14 protein-coding genes are annotated in these 15,321 nt (G+C 57.6%); 10 read left to right on the top strand and 4 right to left on the bottom strand.

Annotated features, from left to right (window positions below):
• Positions 1-121 precede the first annotated feature (121 nt).
• Together G5149_RS09830 and G5149_RS09825 are read left to right on the top strand one after the other, a co-directional pair.
• Positions 122-511, top strand: a complete 390-nt coding sequence (locus G5149_RS09830) for a septal ring lytic transglycosylase RlpA family protein (protein ID WP_337072338.1) — start codon at positions 122-124, stop codon at positions 509-511.
• A 158-nt stretch (positions 512-669) separates the two neighbouring features.
• Complete coding sequence (locus tag G5149_RS09825) at positions 670-1,197, top strand: DUF6979 family protein (protein WP_337072288.1); 528 nt, start codon at positions 670-672, stop codon at positions 1,195-1,197.
• A gap of 36 nt (positions 1,198-1,233) precedes the next feature.
• Here G5149_RS09825 and G5149_RS09820 read toward each other — a convergent pair whose 3' ends face one another.
• From G5149_RS09820 to G5149_RS09810, 3 genes are all read right to left on the bottom strand, one after another.
• Positions 1,234-1,860: a heme-binding beta-barrel domain-containing protein gene (locus G5149_RS09820; protein ID WP_337072287.1), complete on the bottom strand. Its 627-nt coding sequence runs from the start codon at positions 1,858-1,860 to the stop codon at positions 1,234-1,236.
• A 298-nt stretch (positions 1,861-2,158) separates the two neighbouring features.
• Positions 2,159-2,362, bottom strand: coding sequence for a hypothetical protein (locus G5149_RS09815; protein ID WP_005345744.1), 204 nt, complete (start codon positions 2,360-2,362; stop codon positions 2,159-2,161).
• 479 nt (positions 2,363-2,841) lie between these two features.
• Entirely contained in the window at positions 2,842-4,083 is a 1,242-nt protein-coding gene (locus tag G5149_RS09810; protein ID WP_337072286.1) for an alpha/beta hydrolase, read from the bottom strand.
• A 211-nt stretch (positions 4,084-4,294) separates the two neighbouring features.
• Here G5149_RS09810 and G5149_RS09805 point away from each other — a divergent pair, with 211 nt between their 5' ends.
• Positions 4,295-5,299, top strand: coding sequence for a Wadjet anti-phage system protein JetD domain-containing protein (locus G5149_RS09805; RefSeq protein ID WP_216978842.1), 1,005 nt, complete (start codon positions 4,295-4,297; stop codon positions 5,297-5,299).
• Between the two features lie 41 nt (positions 5,300-5,340).
• Here the strand turns inward: G5149_RS09805 and G5149_RS09800 are convergent, their stop codons facing one another.
• On the bottom strand, positions 5,341-5,934 hold the full coding sequence (locus G5149_RS09800) for a hypothetical protein (protein ID WP_421212368.1): 594 nt from the start codon (positions 5,932-5,934) through the stop codon (positions 5,341-5,343).
• A 612-nt stretch (positions 5,935-6,546) separates the two neighbouring features.
• Here G5149_RS09800 and ygeW point away from each other — a divergent pair.
• The 7 genes from ygeW to G5149_RS09765 all read left to right on the top strand — a co-directional run bounded on the left by ygeW (position 6,547) and on the right by G5149_RS09765 (position 15,299).
• Positions 6,547-7,734: a knotted carbamoyltransferase YgeW gene (ygeW, locus tag G5149_RS09795; protein ID WP_005336811.1), complete on the top strand. Its 1,188-nt coding sequence runs from the start codon at positions 6,547-6,549 to the stop codon at positions 7,732-7,734.
• A gap of 138 nt (positions 7,735-7,872) precedes the next feature.
• Positions 7,873-9,072, top strand: coding sequence for a diaminopropionate ammonia-lyase (gene dpaL / locus G5149_RS09790; protein WP_421212367.1), 1,200 nt, complete (start codon positions 7,873-7,875; stop codon positions 9,070-9,072).
• A 110-nt stretch (positions 9,073-9,182) separates the two neighbouring features.
• A complete protein-coding gene (locus G5149_RS09785; protein ID WP_101530615.1) occupies positions 9,183-10,400 on the top strand; it encodes a YgeY family selenium metabolism-linked hydrolase in 1,218 nt (405 codons plus the stop codon).
• 105 nt (positions 10,401-10,505) lie between these two features.
• Positions 10,506-11,930 carry a dihydropyrimidinase gene (hydA, locus tag G5149_RS09780; RefSeq protein WP_421212366.1) on the top strand — a complete coding sequence of 475 codons (1,425 nt, stop codon included), beginning with the start codon at positions 10,506-10,508 and terminating at the stop codon, positions 11,928-11,930.
• Positions 11,931-12,025: 95 nt separating this feature from the next.
• Positions 12,026-12,958, top strand: coding sequence for a carbamate kinase (gene arcC / locus G5149_RS09775; protein ID WP_421212365.1), 933 nt, complete (start codon positions 12,026-12,028; stop codon positions 12,956-12,958).
• A 171-nt stretch (positions 12,959-13,129) separates the two neighbouring features.
• Positions 13,130-14,053 carry a DMT family transporter gene (locus G5149_RS09770; RefSeq protein WP_421212364.1) on the top strand — a complete coding sequence of 308 codons (924 nt, stop codon included), beginning with the start codon at positions 13,130-13,132 and terminating at the stop codon, positions 14,051-14,053.
• Positions 14,054-14,213: 160 nt separating this feature from the next.
• Positions 14,214-15,299 carry a calcium/sodium antiporter gene (locus tag G5149_RS09765; RefSeq protein WP_421212363.1) on the top strand — a complete coding sequence of 362 codons (1,086 nt, stop codon included), beginning with the start codon at positions 14,214-14,216 and terminating at the stop codon, positions 15,297-15,299.
• The last annotated feature ends 22 nt before the right edge of the window (positions 15,300-15,321 follow it).

Raw genomic sequence — 15,321 nt, 5'->3', positions numbered from 1 at the left:
GAGTAACATGATGAGTGCCTTGGAGCTATGGCAAGGTGAGGTCTCCGCCCGTGTCGCCAGCGTCACCGGCCGTATCGAAGAAGAAAAATTGCGCATAGCGAAAAGAAGAGAGGAGAGGGGAATGGTGCAATATATCCAGAAAGGGCTGCTGTTATCTCTTTGCCTGCTGCTGGCGGCCTGTAGCAGCCGTTATGACGAGAGCCACGGTGGCAGCTGGCGCGGTTATAGCGAGACCGGTTACGCCAGTTATTATGCCGACCGTTATCACGGCAAAAAGACTGCCAGCGGCGAGCTCTATCGCAACAATCTCAATAGCGCCGCCCATATGGAATTGCCCTTTGGCGCTATGGTGCGGGTCACCAACCTCGCCAACGGCAAGAGCGTAGTGGTCAAGGTCAATGATCGCGGCGCCTTGAAAAGGGGGCGTATTATCGATCTCTCCAAATCTGCGTTTAGCACCATCGGCAATATTCGTGACGGGATTATCAATGTAAAAATAGAGGTGCTCTAGGCTGGGGGAACCTGTTTATACACGAAAATGGATGTTGATGAATGATATTGGGAGGCTGACATCGACCAGTCAGCCTTTCGGTAGATAAAGATATAACATTGATTTGGATCAATATTTAATTCAGCTACAAATGGATTTGTTATCAATGGAAAAACTCGATGGTCGTGATTGATATTTATTTTAGCCTATCTCGCCTGTTTGGCCTTACTATGTGGCAAACGGAGGGATTAGTGATGATTATCTATGGTAAATACGGTGGAGCAGCGCTGAGAGCTGTTCATCTGATGGTACAGAATAATTACGGTCATGTCACCGCCTGGGATATGGCTATTGCTGAAGCATTTGGTGATGATATCAGTACAGGTAAATTTAAAAATAATCCAAAGGTCACGTTTCTGACTCTTTGCAGTCTTGGTTGTATCAGTTGCATCATGCCAGTTCATTATGTAGCTGCGACCAAAACCAGAGCATATGTGTTGGCTGCCATTGATTTATTGTCACACAAGGATATTACCAAACCGATCGATCCCGAGCAGTTATGGCTGGAGGTGCTCTCGGCCTGTAAGAGCGGCAAGGTTGTGAAGCATAACAATCAGATGGATGTCATTCTGACACTCTGGTATGCCGGTGTGCTCAATCCCGAGTGGGATAAGGATGCCATCAGGATAGACTATCGACGAATATAAAAAAGCCAAGATAATGAATACCTTGGCCATGAAACATCAATTGGTTCTGGTCAGGGATGCACTATCGGAGTGTGCGAATGGCTTGCCATACACCATTAGGTTGGTGGTTTGACTGTATTTGAGGAGATTTTTCTCTGAGAAGTCCAGAGTCATCGAGAAATCCGCGGTGGAATCATTAATGGTCATATAATTGCTTTCCGCAATACCGCGCTTGCCCGTCTTGAACTCGATTTTGTTACCCGCTTTGCCTTCAGTGACCACACAGACTGCACGAGGTATACAGTATGAGTTGTAAACAAGCTGATTGGTCTTGTCATAAATCAGATAACCGCGTTGGTCATGAAATTTCCCATTATCGCTTTTTCTGAATACTTCCTGCTTGTAATACATGGCTACCAGATATTGTTCGCTGGCATTTTTTGCATCGGCCGCCGGTTCAAAGGTGATGATTTCGTAAAAGGGTTCCACTGCTGGTCCCCCTTTTCCTACTTTGCTGCCCTCCTGGCCGGGTGCTACATCTACACCACCAGCATCGGTGCTTTTCCATGTGCCAGCCAACTGAGCTAATGGACCAAAATCCAGACCGTTGATAATAGTACTGGACTCTGCGTGAGCGAGCGTGGAACAGGTAATTAATGCTATGGGTAAGATAACTTTATTCATTGTGATAACTCCATCACTAATAATGACTTGCGAATAAATATGTTCAACAAAGTAATTGTTATAACGCACCAAGGGTGTGGTCAATGATATTGAGTGATGGTGATTTGTTTTTGTGAGGTATGATTTGTTTTTTCGTGGCTAAATAAATTTAATTTGATATAAGACAATGTTGGATTTTTTCATCGCGCTTCCTCAGATATATCGTGATAGAGATAAAGGAACGTTGACATGATGCGATGATTATTACGTCAACGGCGTGAATATTTCACCCAGCCCCATCAATTAAAGGCGATAGCCACTAACTCTGCGGTACCCTGACCCCTTTATCGAGATAGAGGCTGCTGTAGTGGGCGCGGTGGGTGACAAACATCACCTGATGGCGGCTGCCGTCGGAGAGGATAATAAAATCCCCCGCCTGAGCGGGGCTCTGCAAGGTAATCTCTTGCTCGGGGGCGGTCAGGCGATCGACATCTTCCCTGAAGGTGAGGGTGTAAGAGTACATATGGCGCTCCACTGCTGGCTCATATCAAACACTCAGTTGAAGGTAGTTGCTGGTAAGGATGGGCGCGGCGCCCGATTGGCGCTGTTAGACCAAATGGCGGTGATGAGAACGTGCGTGGTTTCAGCCGGGTTGTTTTGCTGATGTGCGCTTGAGGCGTTTACATCAAGGCCATTGGTATCAAAACGATGGTAAAGGGGCGAAAATCGGGATGAAAAAACCGCCAGCTGGCGGTTTTTCATATGCGGTGGGCCCTACTTCAGGGCCTTCTTCAGCTTCTTGATCTTGCCTTCATGCTTGGCAATTTTCTCAAGACGAGCGGCGATCTTCTTCTTGATCTCTTTCTTGCTTGCTTTGGCCATCGTGGCGCTCCTTTGCAGTGGGGACACATGAGGTGTCAGTGTGGGTCTTCCCTTTGACGTCTCAGAGTGCCACAGGGCTCCTTTGTGAACCAGCACTCTGTTGCTTTAATAGCCAGCTCGCTATAGCTGCAAGGGGCTGAGCCAGCGCAGTAGTTGCTGGCCAACCTGCGGGCTGGCGAGCAGGGCCATATGACTGGTGCGATAGACAATCAGGGTATGGGCGGGGAGGAAGGCAAGCTGATGGCGTGCTTCGTTGTGCTGGCCGAGGGCGCTGCGTAGCGGCACCAGTCCATCGCCAATCAGCCGGTCGGCCAGCAGGCTGCGCTTGGCGGCAGTGGTCGCGGCAATGGCATAGCAGTTGACGCCACCGGGCAAGGGGAGTGGGATGCGGGGATCGCGCAAGGGCGCGGCGGGATCGGGTATGGCTACCTCATCGATCACCTTGCCGTGGCGCAGATCCCTGATGCCTGCACTGCGCAGTCGTGCCAGCCTGACGAAGGGCTCGCTGTAGGCGGTGGCGGGCAGCAACTGCTCCAGCCAGTGACCGACATGTTCGAGCGGCGCGCCGTGGTGTGGTGTGCCGAGAAATATCAGGTTGGCAAGGTGCGCAGGCCAGGTGAGCCCGGCCTGGCTGGCATGGTGGCAGGCGCTGCGGGCAACCAGTCCGCCCATGCTGTAGCCCATTATCGTTATCTCTTTGAGCTCTCCCGGCCAGTGGGCGAGCAACTGCTCCAGCAACAGGGCAAGTTGCTGCCCGTTTTGTACGATGGGCAGGCCCGAGTTGTAGCGCAGGTAAAGAGGCTGATAGCCAAGCGCGTTGGCAAGTTGCTCCCCGTGATTGACCGGCTTGCCTTGATGCTCGGTCTGCCACTGCAGATCGTTCATGCAGAGGCCATGGATCATCAGCAGCACCCGTCCCTCGCGGGGTAGATCCTTTGGCATCGCCTGCCAATCGAGGGGCTTGCCCTGATAGCGCAGGGTCATGGGGGTGGCGAGGGCATTGTGGTGCTCGACCAGCTTGTCCCCCAATACGCCGTTGAGGGTGGCGATCAGGGCTGCACGTTTCGGGGTTTCGGGGATCTGGTGGGGCGGCGGAGTGGCTGGCAGGCGGCTGAGCAGATGGTTGATACCGCTGCCCAGGGTGTTGGCGGTGCCGTGTACCCCCTTGTAGACCAGCCCGGTGATCCCGGCTGTTTTTCCCTCATCCCGTCCCTTGAGCCCCATACCGCTCAGTACCGCCTGATGTACCGCTTCGGTGATCTCTACCGCGGCGGGCAGCACCAGAGTCAGCAGGTGCGCCAGCTCGCGGATATCCGAAAGATGCCAAGAAGAGGATGGCGATGGGTCTGTGGCGTCGGTCATGGCAAGCCCTTGTGAAAGCGGGTATCGCGTTGTCGTGCCGCGAAGAGCGCAGCGTATCTCTATATCAAACCAGCTTGCGCCCTTTGTAGCGGGTTTACCAGTACGGGCCATGCATGGCGGGGCTGATAAGAACCGCTTGCGAAGCCGGTCACGGTAATGACAGGGAAAATCACCTCTACTTCGTCATATGAAGCCACATGGAGAGGTGAGGATGTCGCTGTTTGATGAGATGCGGGTACAGGATTTGTGTGCACGGTTGCTCGATAGCCAGAACGGAAAGGGCTGCTCCCTTGAGAGTCGGCATGGCCGCGAGTTGAAGCATCTGTTGCAGGCAGTGGCCGGGATCAAGCCGGTTGGCCGAGGTGCTCATTATGCGTTGACCGACGCGGGGCGGACTTATCTGACCGGACAACTGGCACGGGCTGCGCCCCCCGAACCGGACAAGGGGGAGCAGCTGCAACGAATGGGAGTGAGTTTGCCTGCACGGCTCAATCAGGCCTGCTTTTATGCCCTCTGGCAGGGGGACAGCAAGCATCCGCGGTCAGCATCCCTTGCCGCGCCACTGCTTGCGGAATTGTCGCTCACGCAGGATGAGGTGATCCGCATCCGTACCCTCGAACCGCTCTCACTGGTCGATCTGCAGGGTCAGCAGCACGATATGACTGCAATGATGGCGTTGTTGGGAGAGTTGGCGTTGCCGGAGCGGACTCTGGGCATGCTGGCTGCCATCGGTTGGCAAGGGGAGCGGGTCATTACGGTGGAGAACAAGGGGGCCTTTGTCGACTACCCGCTGCAACCCGGGCAACTGCTGCTTTTTGCACCCGGTCGCAATACCACCCTGGCCAAACAGCTGATCCCGCTGCTGCCTGCGGGCGTGCAGTGGGCCCATTTTGGCGATCTCGATCAACGGGGTATAGATATTGCCATCGAGCTGGCGCGCGAGCTAAATCGACCGGCCATGCTCTGGCTTCCCTGTGAGCTGCAACCTTATCTGGATCACTATGCCCGTCCGGTACGCACCTTTGCGACGGACAGTGGCAAGGTGCCCTGGCGTGTGACTAAGCAGGCTGATCAGGTCGATAGTCATGGCGCGTTGGCAGGAGTTCCCTGGCTCGATAAACTGATCACAGACGGGACTTGGCTGGAGCAGGAGGTATTGATTCTGGCGCCTCGCTGGTGGAGCTGGTCATTGGAAGCGATGGGCAATCAGGTGTGAAACGGGGAGCCCGCGCTCCCCGTCATTTTGTGGTCAGCTGTTTACTTGGCGTTGATGGGCCCCTTGGTGCCGGCATCATTATCGACCCAGCCATCTTCACCCTTGATACGGCGATCCCCCTGAATGGTGTAGATGACCATGCCATCCTTGAACACCAGCGCACCATCGGATTTCTTGGCATTGACCTTCTTGTCGTTGACCCACACCTGATCCTTGCCATCGATGCGGATATTAGCCACGGTGGCGCCGGTTTGGGGGAAGGTGGCGATCCAGTTGCCCGCATAGGGGCTGGCGCTGGTTGCCGCGGCCGGAGCATTGCCAACACCGGCAGCTGCGTTCCCAGCCTTGGTTTTGTTGATATCGCAGCCATTGAGCTCGCTCACCTGAGTGCAGCCCGAGCGCTCCAGCTTCTGCTCATAGCTGAGATTCAGACCGCCCTCCGCGGCTGGGGCGGCCGCGCTAAATCCCGCCTTGGCATTTTCCGCTTTGGTTTTGTGAATGTCACAGCCCTGCGCCTCGGTGACCTGGGTGCAGCCGGAGCGCTCCAGCTGCTCGGCATATTTGGCGCTGATGGCGTGGGCAGGGGCGATCCCGAGCAGGGTCAGGGTGATGAGCAGAGCAGCATTCCTGGACATAGATAATCCCTCAAAGATGTAAGTCATGCAGGTTCATCCGCGCAGTTGCGGTCGTGAACGTCGGCCTCTTCTGAGCATCCGATACAGATGCGCAGCTGGCGTATTCACGTTAGCACCTTGGGCCAACCGCGCCCAGCAATGTGGCCGGAAGATAAGGCGAGAGGCGATACGGGTGGAGAGTGCAAGGGATGCGAGATGGCAGTGACATTTCTGCAGAAGATGTGGTAACAAAAGAGCAAGTCGCTGCACGGCATTATCATAATGATAACGACAGCCCAGCTGATATCATTTCAGCCCCTGAAACGGGCCTTTGATGATAATTCTCACCGATGCCGAGATATCGCCTCTGATTATTATCACTCGGCTATTTTATGGCTTGGCTGATCCGCTCAGCTTTTTATTGAATAAACCGCTTAAATAGCCGCTGATTTTGTGGGTGGCATCACACACTTTCGCCATTTATTAATATCTGCCTGCATTTTATTGGTTTGGCACGGTTATTGATTGCCTCATATCGACGCTAACCGACGCGCTCACCCACAACCGGGATGCTGGTGACATCGTGAGTGAAAGGGGAGCTATCCATATCTCATCCAATGATTGGGGCGAACGATGAAAGCAGTTAACGAATTAATCAAAGAGATCAGAGCACTCAAATCCAACCTGCATGAAAAAGATTTTCTGCTGACCTGGGAGCAAACGCCTCAGGAGCTGGAGCTGGTATTGAAACTGGCCGAATCCCTCAAGACCCTGCGCGCCGAAAATATCTGCACCAAACTGTTTAACAGCGGGCTCGGTATCTCGGTTTTCCGCGATAACTCCACCCGAACCCGCTTCTCTTACGCCTCTGCGCTGAACCTGCTCGGTCTGGCCCAGCAGGATCTGGATGAGGGTAAATCCCAGATCGCCCACGGCGAGACCGTCCGTGAAACGGCCAACATGATTTCCTTCTGCGCCGATGCCATCGGCATCCGTGACGACATGTTCCTCGGTGCCGGTAACGCCTATATGCGTGAAGTGGGCGCGGCACTGGATGAAGGGTTCGAGAAGGGGGTGCTGCCCCAGCGTCCGGCGCTGGTCAACCTGCAGTGCGACATTGATCACCCGACCCAGTCCATGGCTGATCTCGCCTGGTTGCAGGAGCACTTTGGCAGCCTGGAGAGCCTCAAGGGCAAGAAGATTGCCATGACCTGGGCCTACTCCCCGAGCTACGGCAAGCCGCTCTCCGTGCCGCAGGGCATCATAGGTCTGATGACACGCTTCGGTATGGATGTGACCCTGGCCCATCCGGAGGGGTATGACCTGATCCCGGACGTGATCGAAGTGGCCAAAGAGAATGCCAAGGCCTCCGGCGGCAGCTTCCGTCAGGTCACCTCCATGGAAGAGGCTTTCAAGGATGCAGATATCGTCTATCCCAAGTCCTGGGCTCCCTACAAGGTGATGGAGCAGCGTACCGAGCTGTTGCGTGCCAATGACCACGCCGGTCTCAAAGAGCTGGAGAAACATTGCCTTGAGCAGAACGCCAAGCACAAGGATTGGCACTGCACCGAGGAGATGATGAAGCTCACCAAGGGGGGCGAGGCGCTCTATATGCACTGCCTGCCGGCCGATATTTCCGGCGTCTCCTGCAAAGAGGGTGAAGTGACCGAAGGGGTATTCGAGAAATATCGTATCGCCACTTATAAAGAGGCGAGCTGGAAGCCCTATATTATCGCCGCCATGATCATGGCTCGTAAATTCTCCGCGCCGGCAGAAACCCTGGAAAATCTGATTAAAGAGGCGCAAAAGCGGGTGAAATAAATAACAGCAGGGGCAGGGTGAATATTCATCCTGCCCACGCTGTCGAATCCATTATTTCGAGTTTTCTCCCCGTGGTATCTGGATAACGGATCTCCCGGCGAGGCAGCTCTTTGTCAGGTAACGCCTAGTGAGGTAAGCATGTCCCAATTTTCGCTGAAGATGGATATTGCCGATAACCGCTTTTTTACCGCCGAGCCATCTCCGCTGTTTTCTCGCGCCGAAGCACAAAAGGCTCGCGCTTTTCATAAAAAACTGGCCGGTTATGAGCCGACCCAATTGTGCGACCTGAAAGATCTGGCCGCCTATATCGGGGTGAAAAATATATTGGTCAAGGACGAGTCAAAGCGCTTTGGCCTCAATGCCTTCAAGATGCTGGGTGGCGTTTATGCCATCGCCAACCTGCTCTGTGAAAAGTACGGGGTGGCCATCGAAGATTTCTCCTTCGATCTCATCAAACGCACCATCAAGGAGCCGATGACCTTCGCCACCACCACTGATGGCAACCACGGTCGTGGCGTCGCCTGGGCCGCCAAGCAGGTGGGTCAGCATGCGGTGGTCTACATGCCCAAGGGCTCTGCCAAGGAGCGGGTTGACCACATTCTCAATCTCGGTGCCGAGTGCATCGTCACCGACATGAACTACGACGACACCGTGCGCCTGACCATGAAGATGGCCGAAGAGCGCGGCTGGCACATAGTGCAGGACACCGCCTGGGAGGGTTACACCAAGATCCCGACCTGGATCATGCAGGGTTACTCCACCCTGGCCGACGAAGCGGTCGAGCAGATGCAGGATATGGGCATCAAGCAGCCGACCCACGTGCTGCTGCAGGCTGGGGTAGGGGCGCTGGCGGGCGGTGTGCTCGGTTATCTGGTGGACTGCTTCGGGGCGAAAAACCTGCACAGCATAGTCGTCGAGCCGGATCAGGCCGACTGCATCTACCGCTCCGGCGTGGCGGGGGAGATGGTCAACGTGGGGGGCGACATGCGCACCATCATGGCCGGTCTTGCCTGTGGCGAACCCAATCCGCTTGGTTGGCCGCTGCTCAAGAGCTGCACCACCCAGTTTATCTCCTGCCACGACAAGGTGTCGGCATTGGGCATGAGAGTGCTTGGCAACCCTCTTGGCAATGACCCCCGCATCATCTCCGGTGAGTCCGGCTCGGTCGGTACCGGCGTGCTGGCTGCGGTGCGTCACCACCCGGATCGCGCGGCGCTGATGGCGCGTCTCGGGCTGGATAGCAACTCGGTCGTGCTGATCATCAACACCGAAGGGGATACCGATGTGACCCACTACCGGGAAGTGGTGTGGGAAGGCAAACACCCTGCCAGCGAGTAAGCCACCACGAATTAAAGAACTGATCGCGCCTCGCCAACGGGGCGCGGTAACGGGCACAGGGCGCGGCCGACGAACAGGCCGCGCACTCTCAGTTGTTATGGAGAATCACAATGAGCAAGCAAATTCCGTTTGAAATGGTGTTGGAGAAGGCCTACCAGTACAAGGCCGAGATGAGTCAGTTCCTGCGCGACATGATCGCCATCCCGAGCGAGAGCTGCGATGAAGAGCGCGTCGTGCTGCGCATCAAGCAGGAGATGGAGAAGGTTGGCTTTGACAAGGTCGAGATCGACCCCATGGGCAACGTGCTGGGCTATATCGGCCACGGTCCGCACCTGATCGCCATGGATGCCCACATCGATACCGTGGGCGTCGGCAACATGGCCAACTGGAAGTTCGACCCCTATGAGGGGATGGAAGATCACGAGATCATCGGTGGCCGCGGCGCATCTGACCAAGAAGGCGGCATGGCATCCATGGTCTATGCGGGCAAGATCATCAAGGATTTGGGACTGGAAGATCAGTACACCCTGCTGGTGACCGGTACCGTGCAGGAGGAGGACTGCGATGGCCTCTGCTGGCAGTACATCATCGAGCAGAGCAAGATCCGCCCCGAGTTCGTGGTCAGTACCGAGCCGACCGACTGCCAGATCTACCGTGGCCAGCGTGGTCGCATGGAGATCCGCGTTGAAGTTCAGGGTGTCAGCTGCCACGGCTCTGCGCCGGAGCGCGGTGACAACGCCATCTTCAAGATGGGCCCGATCCTTGGCGAGCTGCAGGAGCTGAGCCACAACCTCGGCAACGACGACTTCCTCGGCAAGGGCACCCTGACCGTCTCCGAGATCTTCTTCACTTCGCCGAGCCGCTGCGCCGTAGCGGACAGCTGCGCCGTCTCCATCGACCGCCGTCTCACCTGGGGCGAGACCTGGCAAGGGGCACTCGACGAGATCCGCGCCCTGCCTGCGGTGCAAGCCGCCGGTGCCGAGGTCTCCATGTACCAGTACGACCGTCCGGCCTATACCGGTCTGGTCTACCCGACCGAGTGCTACTTCCCGACCTGGAAGGTGGAAGAGGATCACATCACCGTCAAAACCCTCTCCAAGGCTTATCGCGAGCTGTTCAACAAGGAGCCGGTGGTGGACAAGTGGACCTTCTCGACCAACGGGGTCTCCATCATGGGTCGCCACGGTATTCCGGTCATCGGTTTTGGCCCGGGTAAAGAGCCGGAGGCCCACGCCCCGAACGAGAAGACCTGGAAAGAGCATCTGGTCAAGTGCGCCGCCATGTACGCCGTGATCCCCATGCTCTATCTGGCCGAGCTGGACAAGTAAGGGGTCTGCCGGGTGGTGACTGCCATCGCTGCCCGGCTGTTGCAAGTGCCCCGTCTCCATTGAGGCGGGGCTTTGCTGTTTGAAGTGATATTCGAGGTGGTGGGGATGAAACGGCTGATCAAAAACGGTGTGCTGGTCGATGCGCAGGGGGAATATCGTCAGGATCTGCTGATCGATAACGGGGTGATCCGCGCGCGAGCCGCCGCTATCCAGCCCGATGGCGAGACCGACGTGATCGATGCCAGCGGCTGCTACGTGATGCCGGGCGGTATCGATGTCCATACCCACTTCAACATCGACGTGGGCATTGCCCGCAGTTGTGATGACTTTTTCAGCGGTACCCGTGCCGCCGCCTGTGGTGGCACCACCACCATCGTCGATCACATGGGATTTGGTCCGGCGGGGTGCAATCTGCATCACCAGCTGGCCCGCTATCACGACTATGCCGCCGATCAGGCGGTGATCGATTACAGTTTTCACGGCGTTGTCCAACATGTGGATGACGCCATCCTCCACGAGATGGCCGCCATGGTGCAGGAGGAGGGGATCAGCAGCTTCAAGCTCTATCTCACCTACCAGTACAAGCTGGGGGATCACGACGTGCTGCGCGCGCTGGCTCGCCTCAAGGAGGTGGGGGCGCTTGCCACCGTCCATCCCGAGAACGATGCCGCCATCGCGGCGCGCCGGGCGGCCCTGCTGGCCGCCGGCCATCATGAGCCCTGGTATCACCCGCAAAGCCGCCCACTGGAGTGCGAAGCCGAGGCGGTGGCCCGGATGATCAATCTGGCGGGGCTCGCTGGCAATGCCCCGCTCTATATCGTCCACCTCTCCAACGGACTGGGGCTGGAGTATCTGAAACTGGCGCGTCGGCAGGGACAGCCGGTCTGGGTGGAGACCTGCCCGCAATATCTGCTGCTCGATGAGCTGTGTTATTACAGGGAGAACGGGGTCGACTATCTGCTCAGCCCGCCGCTGCGTTCACGCCGCGAGCAGGACAAGCTGTGGGTCGGTATCGCTGCTGGCGACATCGACACGGTGGCGACCGATCACTGCAACTTCTCCCACGCCCAGCGCATGACCCTCTCGGGGGGCGATTTCAGCTGCTGTCCCAACGGCTTGCCGGGCGTCGAGAACCGGATGCTGCTGCTGTTTGCCCACGGGGTATTGGGAGGGCGCATCTCGCCGTCCCGCTTTGTAGCCCTCACCAGCGCCAACCCGGCGCGCCTGTTTGGCCTCTGGCCGCGCAAGGGCAACCTGCAACCGGGGTCTGACGCTGATCTGGTGCTGATGGATCCCCGTGGTGACACCCTGATTTCCCATCAACAGTTGCACGACAACGGCGACTACAGCCCCTACGAGGGGATGCATTGCCCCGGCCGGATCAGAATGACCCTGAGCCGCGGCGAGATAGTCGCTCGCGACGGCGAGTTTCTGGGGCGGCGTGGTCACGGCCGTTTTCTGGCCAGAGCGCCCTTTGATCCGGCCTTGGCGCCGGAGCTGCACTCGCCTTGCCCCACAGTGGCCGGCTGACAATCAGTTCGAAACACGCAGAGCAGCAAGGTTATGTGAACAACGAAAGGTGGGCCGGTATTGCGCCGGCTTGTCCCATCACTGGAGATAACAAGATGAAACAGAGAATCGTACTGGCCCTTGGTGGCAATGCGCTGGGCAACAACCTGCCCGAGCAGATGAAGGCGGTGCAGAGCACGGCGCACACCATTGCCGACCTGATCGCCCAGGGGCATGAGGTGGTGGTGACCCACGGCAACGGCCCGCAGGTGGGGATGATCCAGCAGGCGTTCGAGGTTGCGGCCCGCTATGACCCCAAGGCGCCCCATCTGCCCATGTCGGTCTGCGTGGCCCTGAGTCAGGGTTATATCGGTTATGACCTGCAAAACGCCCTGCGCGAGGCCTTGCTGGCGCGTGGTATTCACAAGCCGGTTGCCACTTTGGTGACCCAGGTGGAGGTGGATAAAAACGATCCCGCCTTCCTCGACCCGAGCAAACCCATCGGCGGTTTCTTCAGCAAGGAGGAGGCCGAAGCATTGATGGCCAGGGGCGAGCGGCTCAAAGAGGATGCCGGCCGTGGCTATCGCCGGGTGGTCGCATCCCCCAAACCCGTCGATATCATCGAGAAGGAGACCGTCTCAGCCATGCTGGCCGCCGGTCAGGTGGTGATCACCGTCGGTGGCGGTGGCATTCCGGTGCTGCGCGAGGGCAATCACCTGCGCGGTGCCAGTGCGGTGATCGACAAGGATTGGGCCAGTGCCAAACTGGCGGAACTGATTGACGCCGACATGCTGATCATCCTTACCGCGGTAGAGAAGGTCGCTATCAACTTCGGCAAGCCCGATGTGCAGTGGCTCGATCAGCTAAGCGTGGCCGATGCCAACAGCTTTATTGCACAGGGGCAGTTTGCCAAGGGATCCATGCTGCCCAAGGTGGAGGCGGCGCTCTCGTTCGCTACCTCCATGCCGGGGCGCAAATCCCTGATCACCTTGCTGGAGAAGGCCGCCGACGGCATTGCCGGCAAGACGGGAACTCTTATAAGCCGCTAGGTGTTCCAGCTCGGGTTGAGTGTGATTGCGGGGGCCGTCGGCCCCCTTGTTCATTTTGGGGCAGTCATGGTCAGCGGAGGATGAGCGGCGTAAGATGGCCGCCTTCAAGCGCGGGCAAGACGCCGAGAACAGACCTGGCGCAATGAGTGACAAGAGGTGAGTAACAAACAAATGAGTGGAAAGATCAATATGGCGGCGCTGGTGGGATTGATCCTGCTCACCGCCATCTGGAGTTACAGCTGGATCGTGATGAAGCAGGTGATGCTCTACGCGGGGGCGTTCGAGTTCACCGCCCTGCGCTGCTTGTGTGGTTCATTGGTGTTGTTGCTGGTATTGGCCCTGCGCGGCCGCAGTTATCTCAAACCCACCCCGTTTCGCTATACCCTGGCCATCGCCCTGTTCCAGACCTGCGGCATGGTGGGGTTGGCCCAGTGGGCTTTGATCAGCGGCGGGGCGGGCAAGGTGGCTATTCTGAGCTACACCATGCCGTTCTGGGTGGTGATCTTCGCGGCGCTCTTTCTCGGTGAGCGGATGCGCAAGCTGCACTATCTGGCGGTCGGAGTGGCCGCCTGCGGGCTGCTGCTGGTGATCCAGCCCTGGCAACTGCACCTGGATTCCATGAAGAGTGCGCTGCTGGGGATTGCCTCCGGTATCTGCTGGGGGATCAGCGCCATCATCGCCAAGCGGATGTATGCCCGCCATCCCGGGGTGGATCTGATGTCCCTCACCACCTGGCAGATGATCTACGCAACCATAGTGATGGCGCTGGTGGCGGCGCTGGTGCCGGAGCGCCCCATCGACTGGCAGCCCTACGTGATGGGGGCGCTGGCCTATAGCGCCATCTTCGCCACCGCCATCGCCTGGAGTCTCTGGCTGTTTGTGCTGAAAAAACTGCCGGCCGGGATCGCCAGCCTCAGTACCTTGGCGGTGCCGGTGAGCGGCGTGCTGCTCTCATGGTGGCTGCTGGGGGAAAACCCGGGGCCGGTGGAAGGGATCGGCATCGCCCTTATCGTGCTGGCGCTTATCGTCATCAGCCGCAAGGGCAAGCGTTCCGTGGTGTCGGTGGCGGGGGAGACCCGCATCAAGCACGGTTGAGTGGTGACTGGGCTGCCAGTAGCACAATAAACAGCACTCAAAAGAGCCCGCGACAGGGGACCAGCCCCTCGTTACAATGGCGTTGTCTGACTGTGCTGGAGCACAGGTATCTGATTTATTGTGATTATTTCAACGAACCTAACGGCAAGGATGAGACCGTATGATGACGCTGGTGTGGTTGGCTGTAGGCCTGGTGTGTCTGGTGGTGGGGGCCGAATCTCTGGTGCGGGGTGCTTCTCGCCTCGCCACCATGATGGGGATATCGCCACTGGTGGTGGGATTGACCATAGTGGCCTTTGGGACCAGCGCTCCCGAGCTGGCGGTGAGCATCCAGTCTGGCCTCGAGGGGCAGGCGGGGATCGCCGTGGGGAACGTGGTCGGCAGTAATATCTTCAACGTACTGTTTATTTTAGGTATTTCGGCACTGATCGTACCGTTGACCGTCTCCCAGCAACTGGTACGTCTCGATGTTCCCTTGATGATAGTGATCTCTTTTCTGGTGTTGTTGCTGGGCTACGATGGCCGTATTGCGCCCCTGGAAGGGGCGCTGCTGTTTGCCGGCATCATCGCCTACACCGCGTTTCTCTTTGTCCAGAGTCGACGGGAAAACAAAGCGGTGCAGGCGGAGTACGAGCAGGAGTTTGGTACCCGTGAAGCGAGTACGGCGGGCAACTGGTTGCGCAATCTGCTCTTTATTGCCGCAGGTCTGGGTCTGCTGATCCTCGGCTCCCGCCTGCTGGTTGGCAGTGCGGTTGAGATTGCCCACTACTTCGGGGTGAGCGATCTGATCATCGGCTTGACCATAGTGGCGGCCGGTACCTCCTTGCCCGAAGTGGTGACCTCCATCGTTGCAGCCCTGCGCGGGGAGCGGGATATCGCTGTGGGTAACGTGGTGGGCAGCAATATCTTCAATATCCTCTGCGTGCTGGGGCTTACCTCCATCGTCACTCCCGGTGGGCTTGAAGTGTCGGCGACCGCCCTTCAGTTCGATATTCCGGTAATGATTGCGGTGGCGCTTGCCTGCCTGCCCATCTTCTTTACCGGTTACACCATCGCCCGCTGGGAAGGGGCCCTGTTTCTGGCCTACTACATCGGCTACACCTGCTGGCTGATCCTCCACGCCACGTCCAGTCCGCTGCAAGGTCAGTTCAGCGCAGCACTAACCGGTTTTGTATTGCCGCTCACCGCCATCACTCTGGTTGTGCTGGCGGTGCGAGCCTGGCGATTGCAACGAACCCGGTCGTGATGCAGGTTCCCCTGATGTAAAG

The organism is Aeromonas sp. 600479 (assembly GCF_049175515.1).
GTDB classification, from domain to species: Bacteria; Pseudomonadota; Gammaproteobacteria; order Enterobacterales; family Aeromonadaceae; genus Aeromonas; species Aeromonas veronii_A.
Note: the sequence above shows the minus strand (reverse complement) of the source record. Positions and strands in the feature narration are given on the sequence as shown.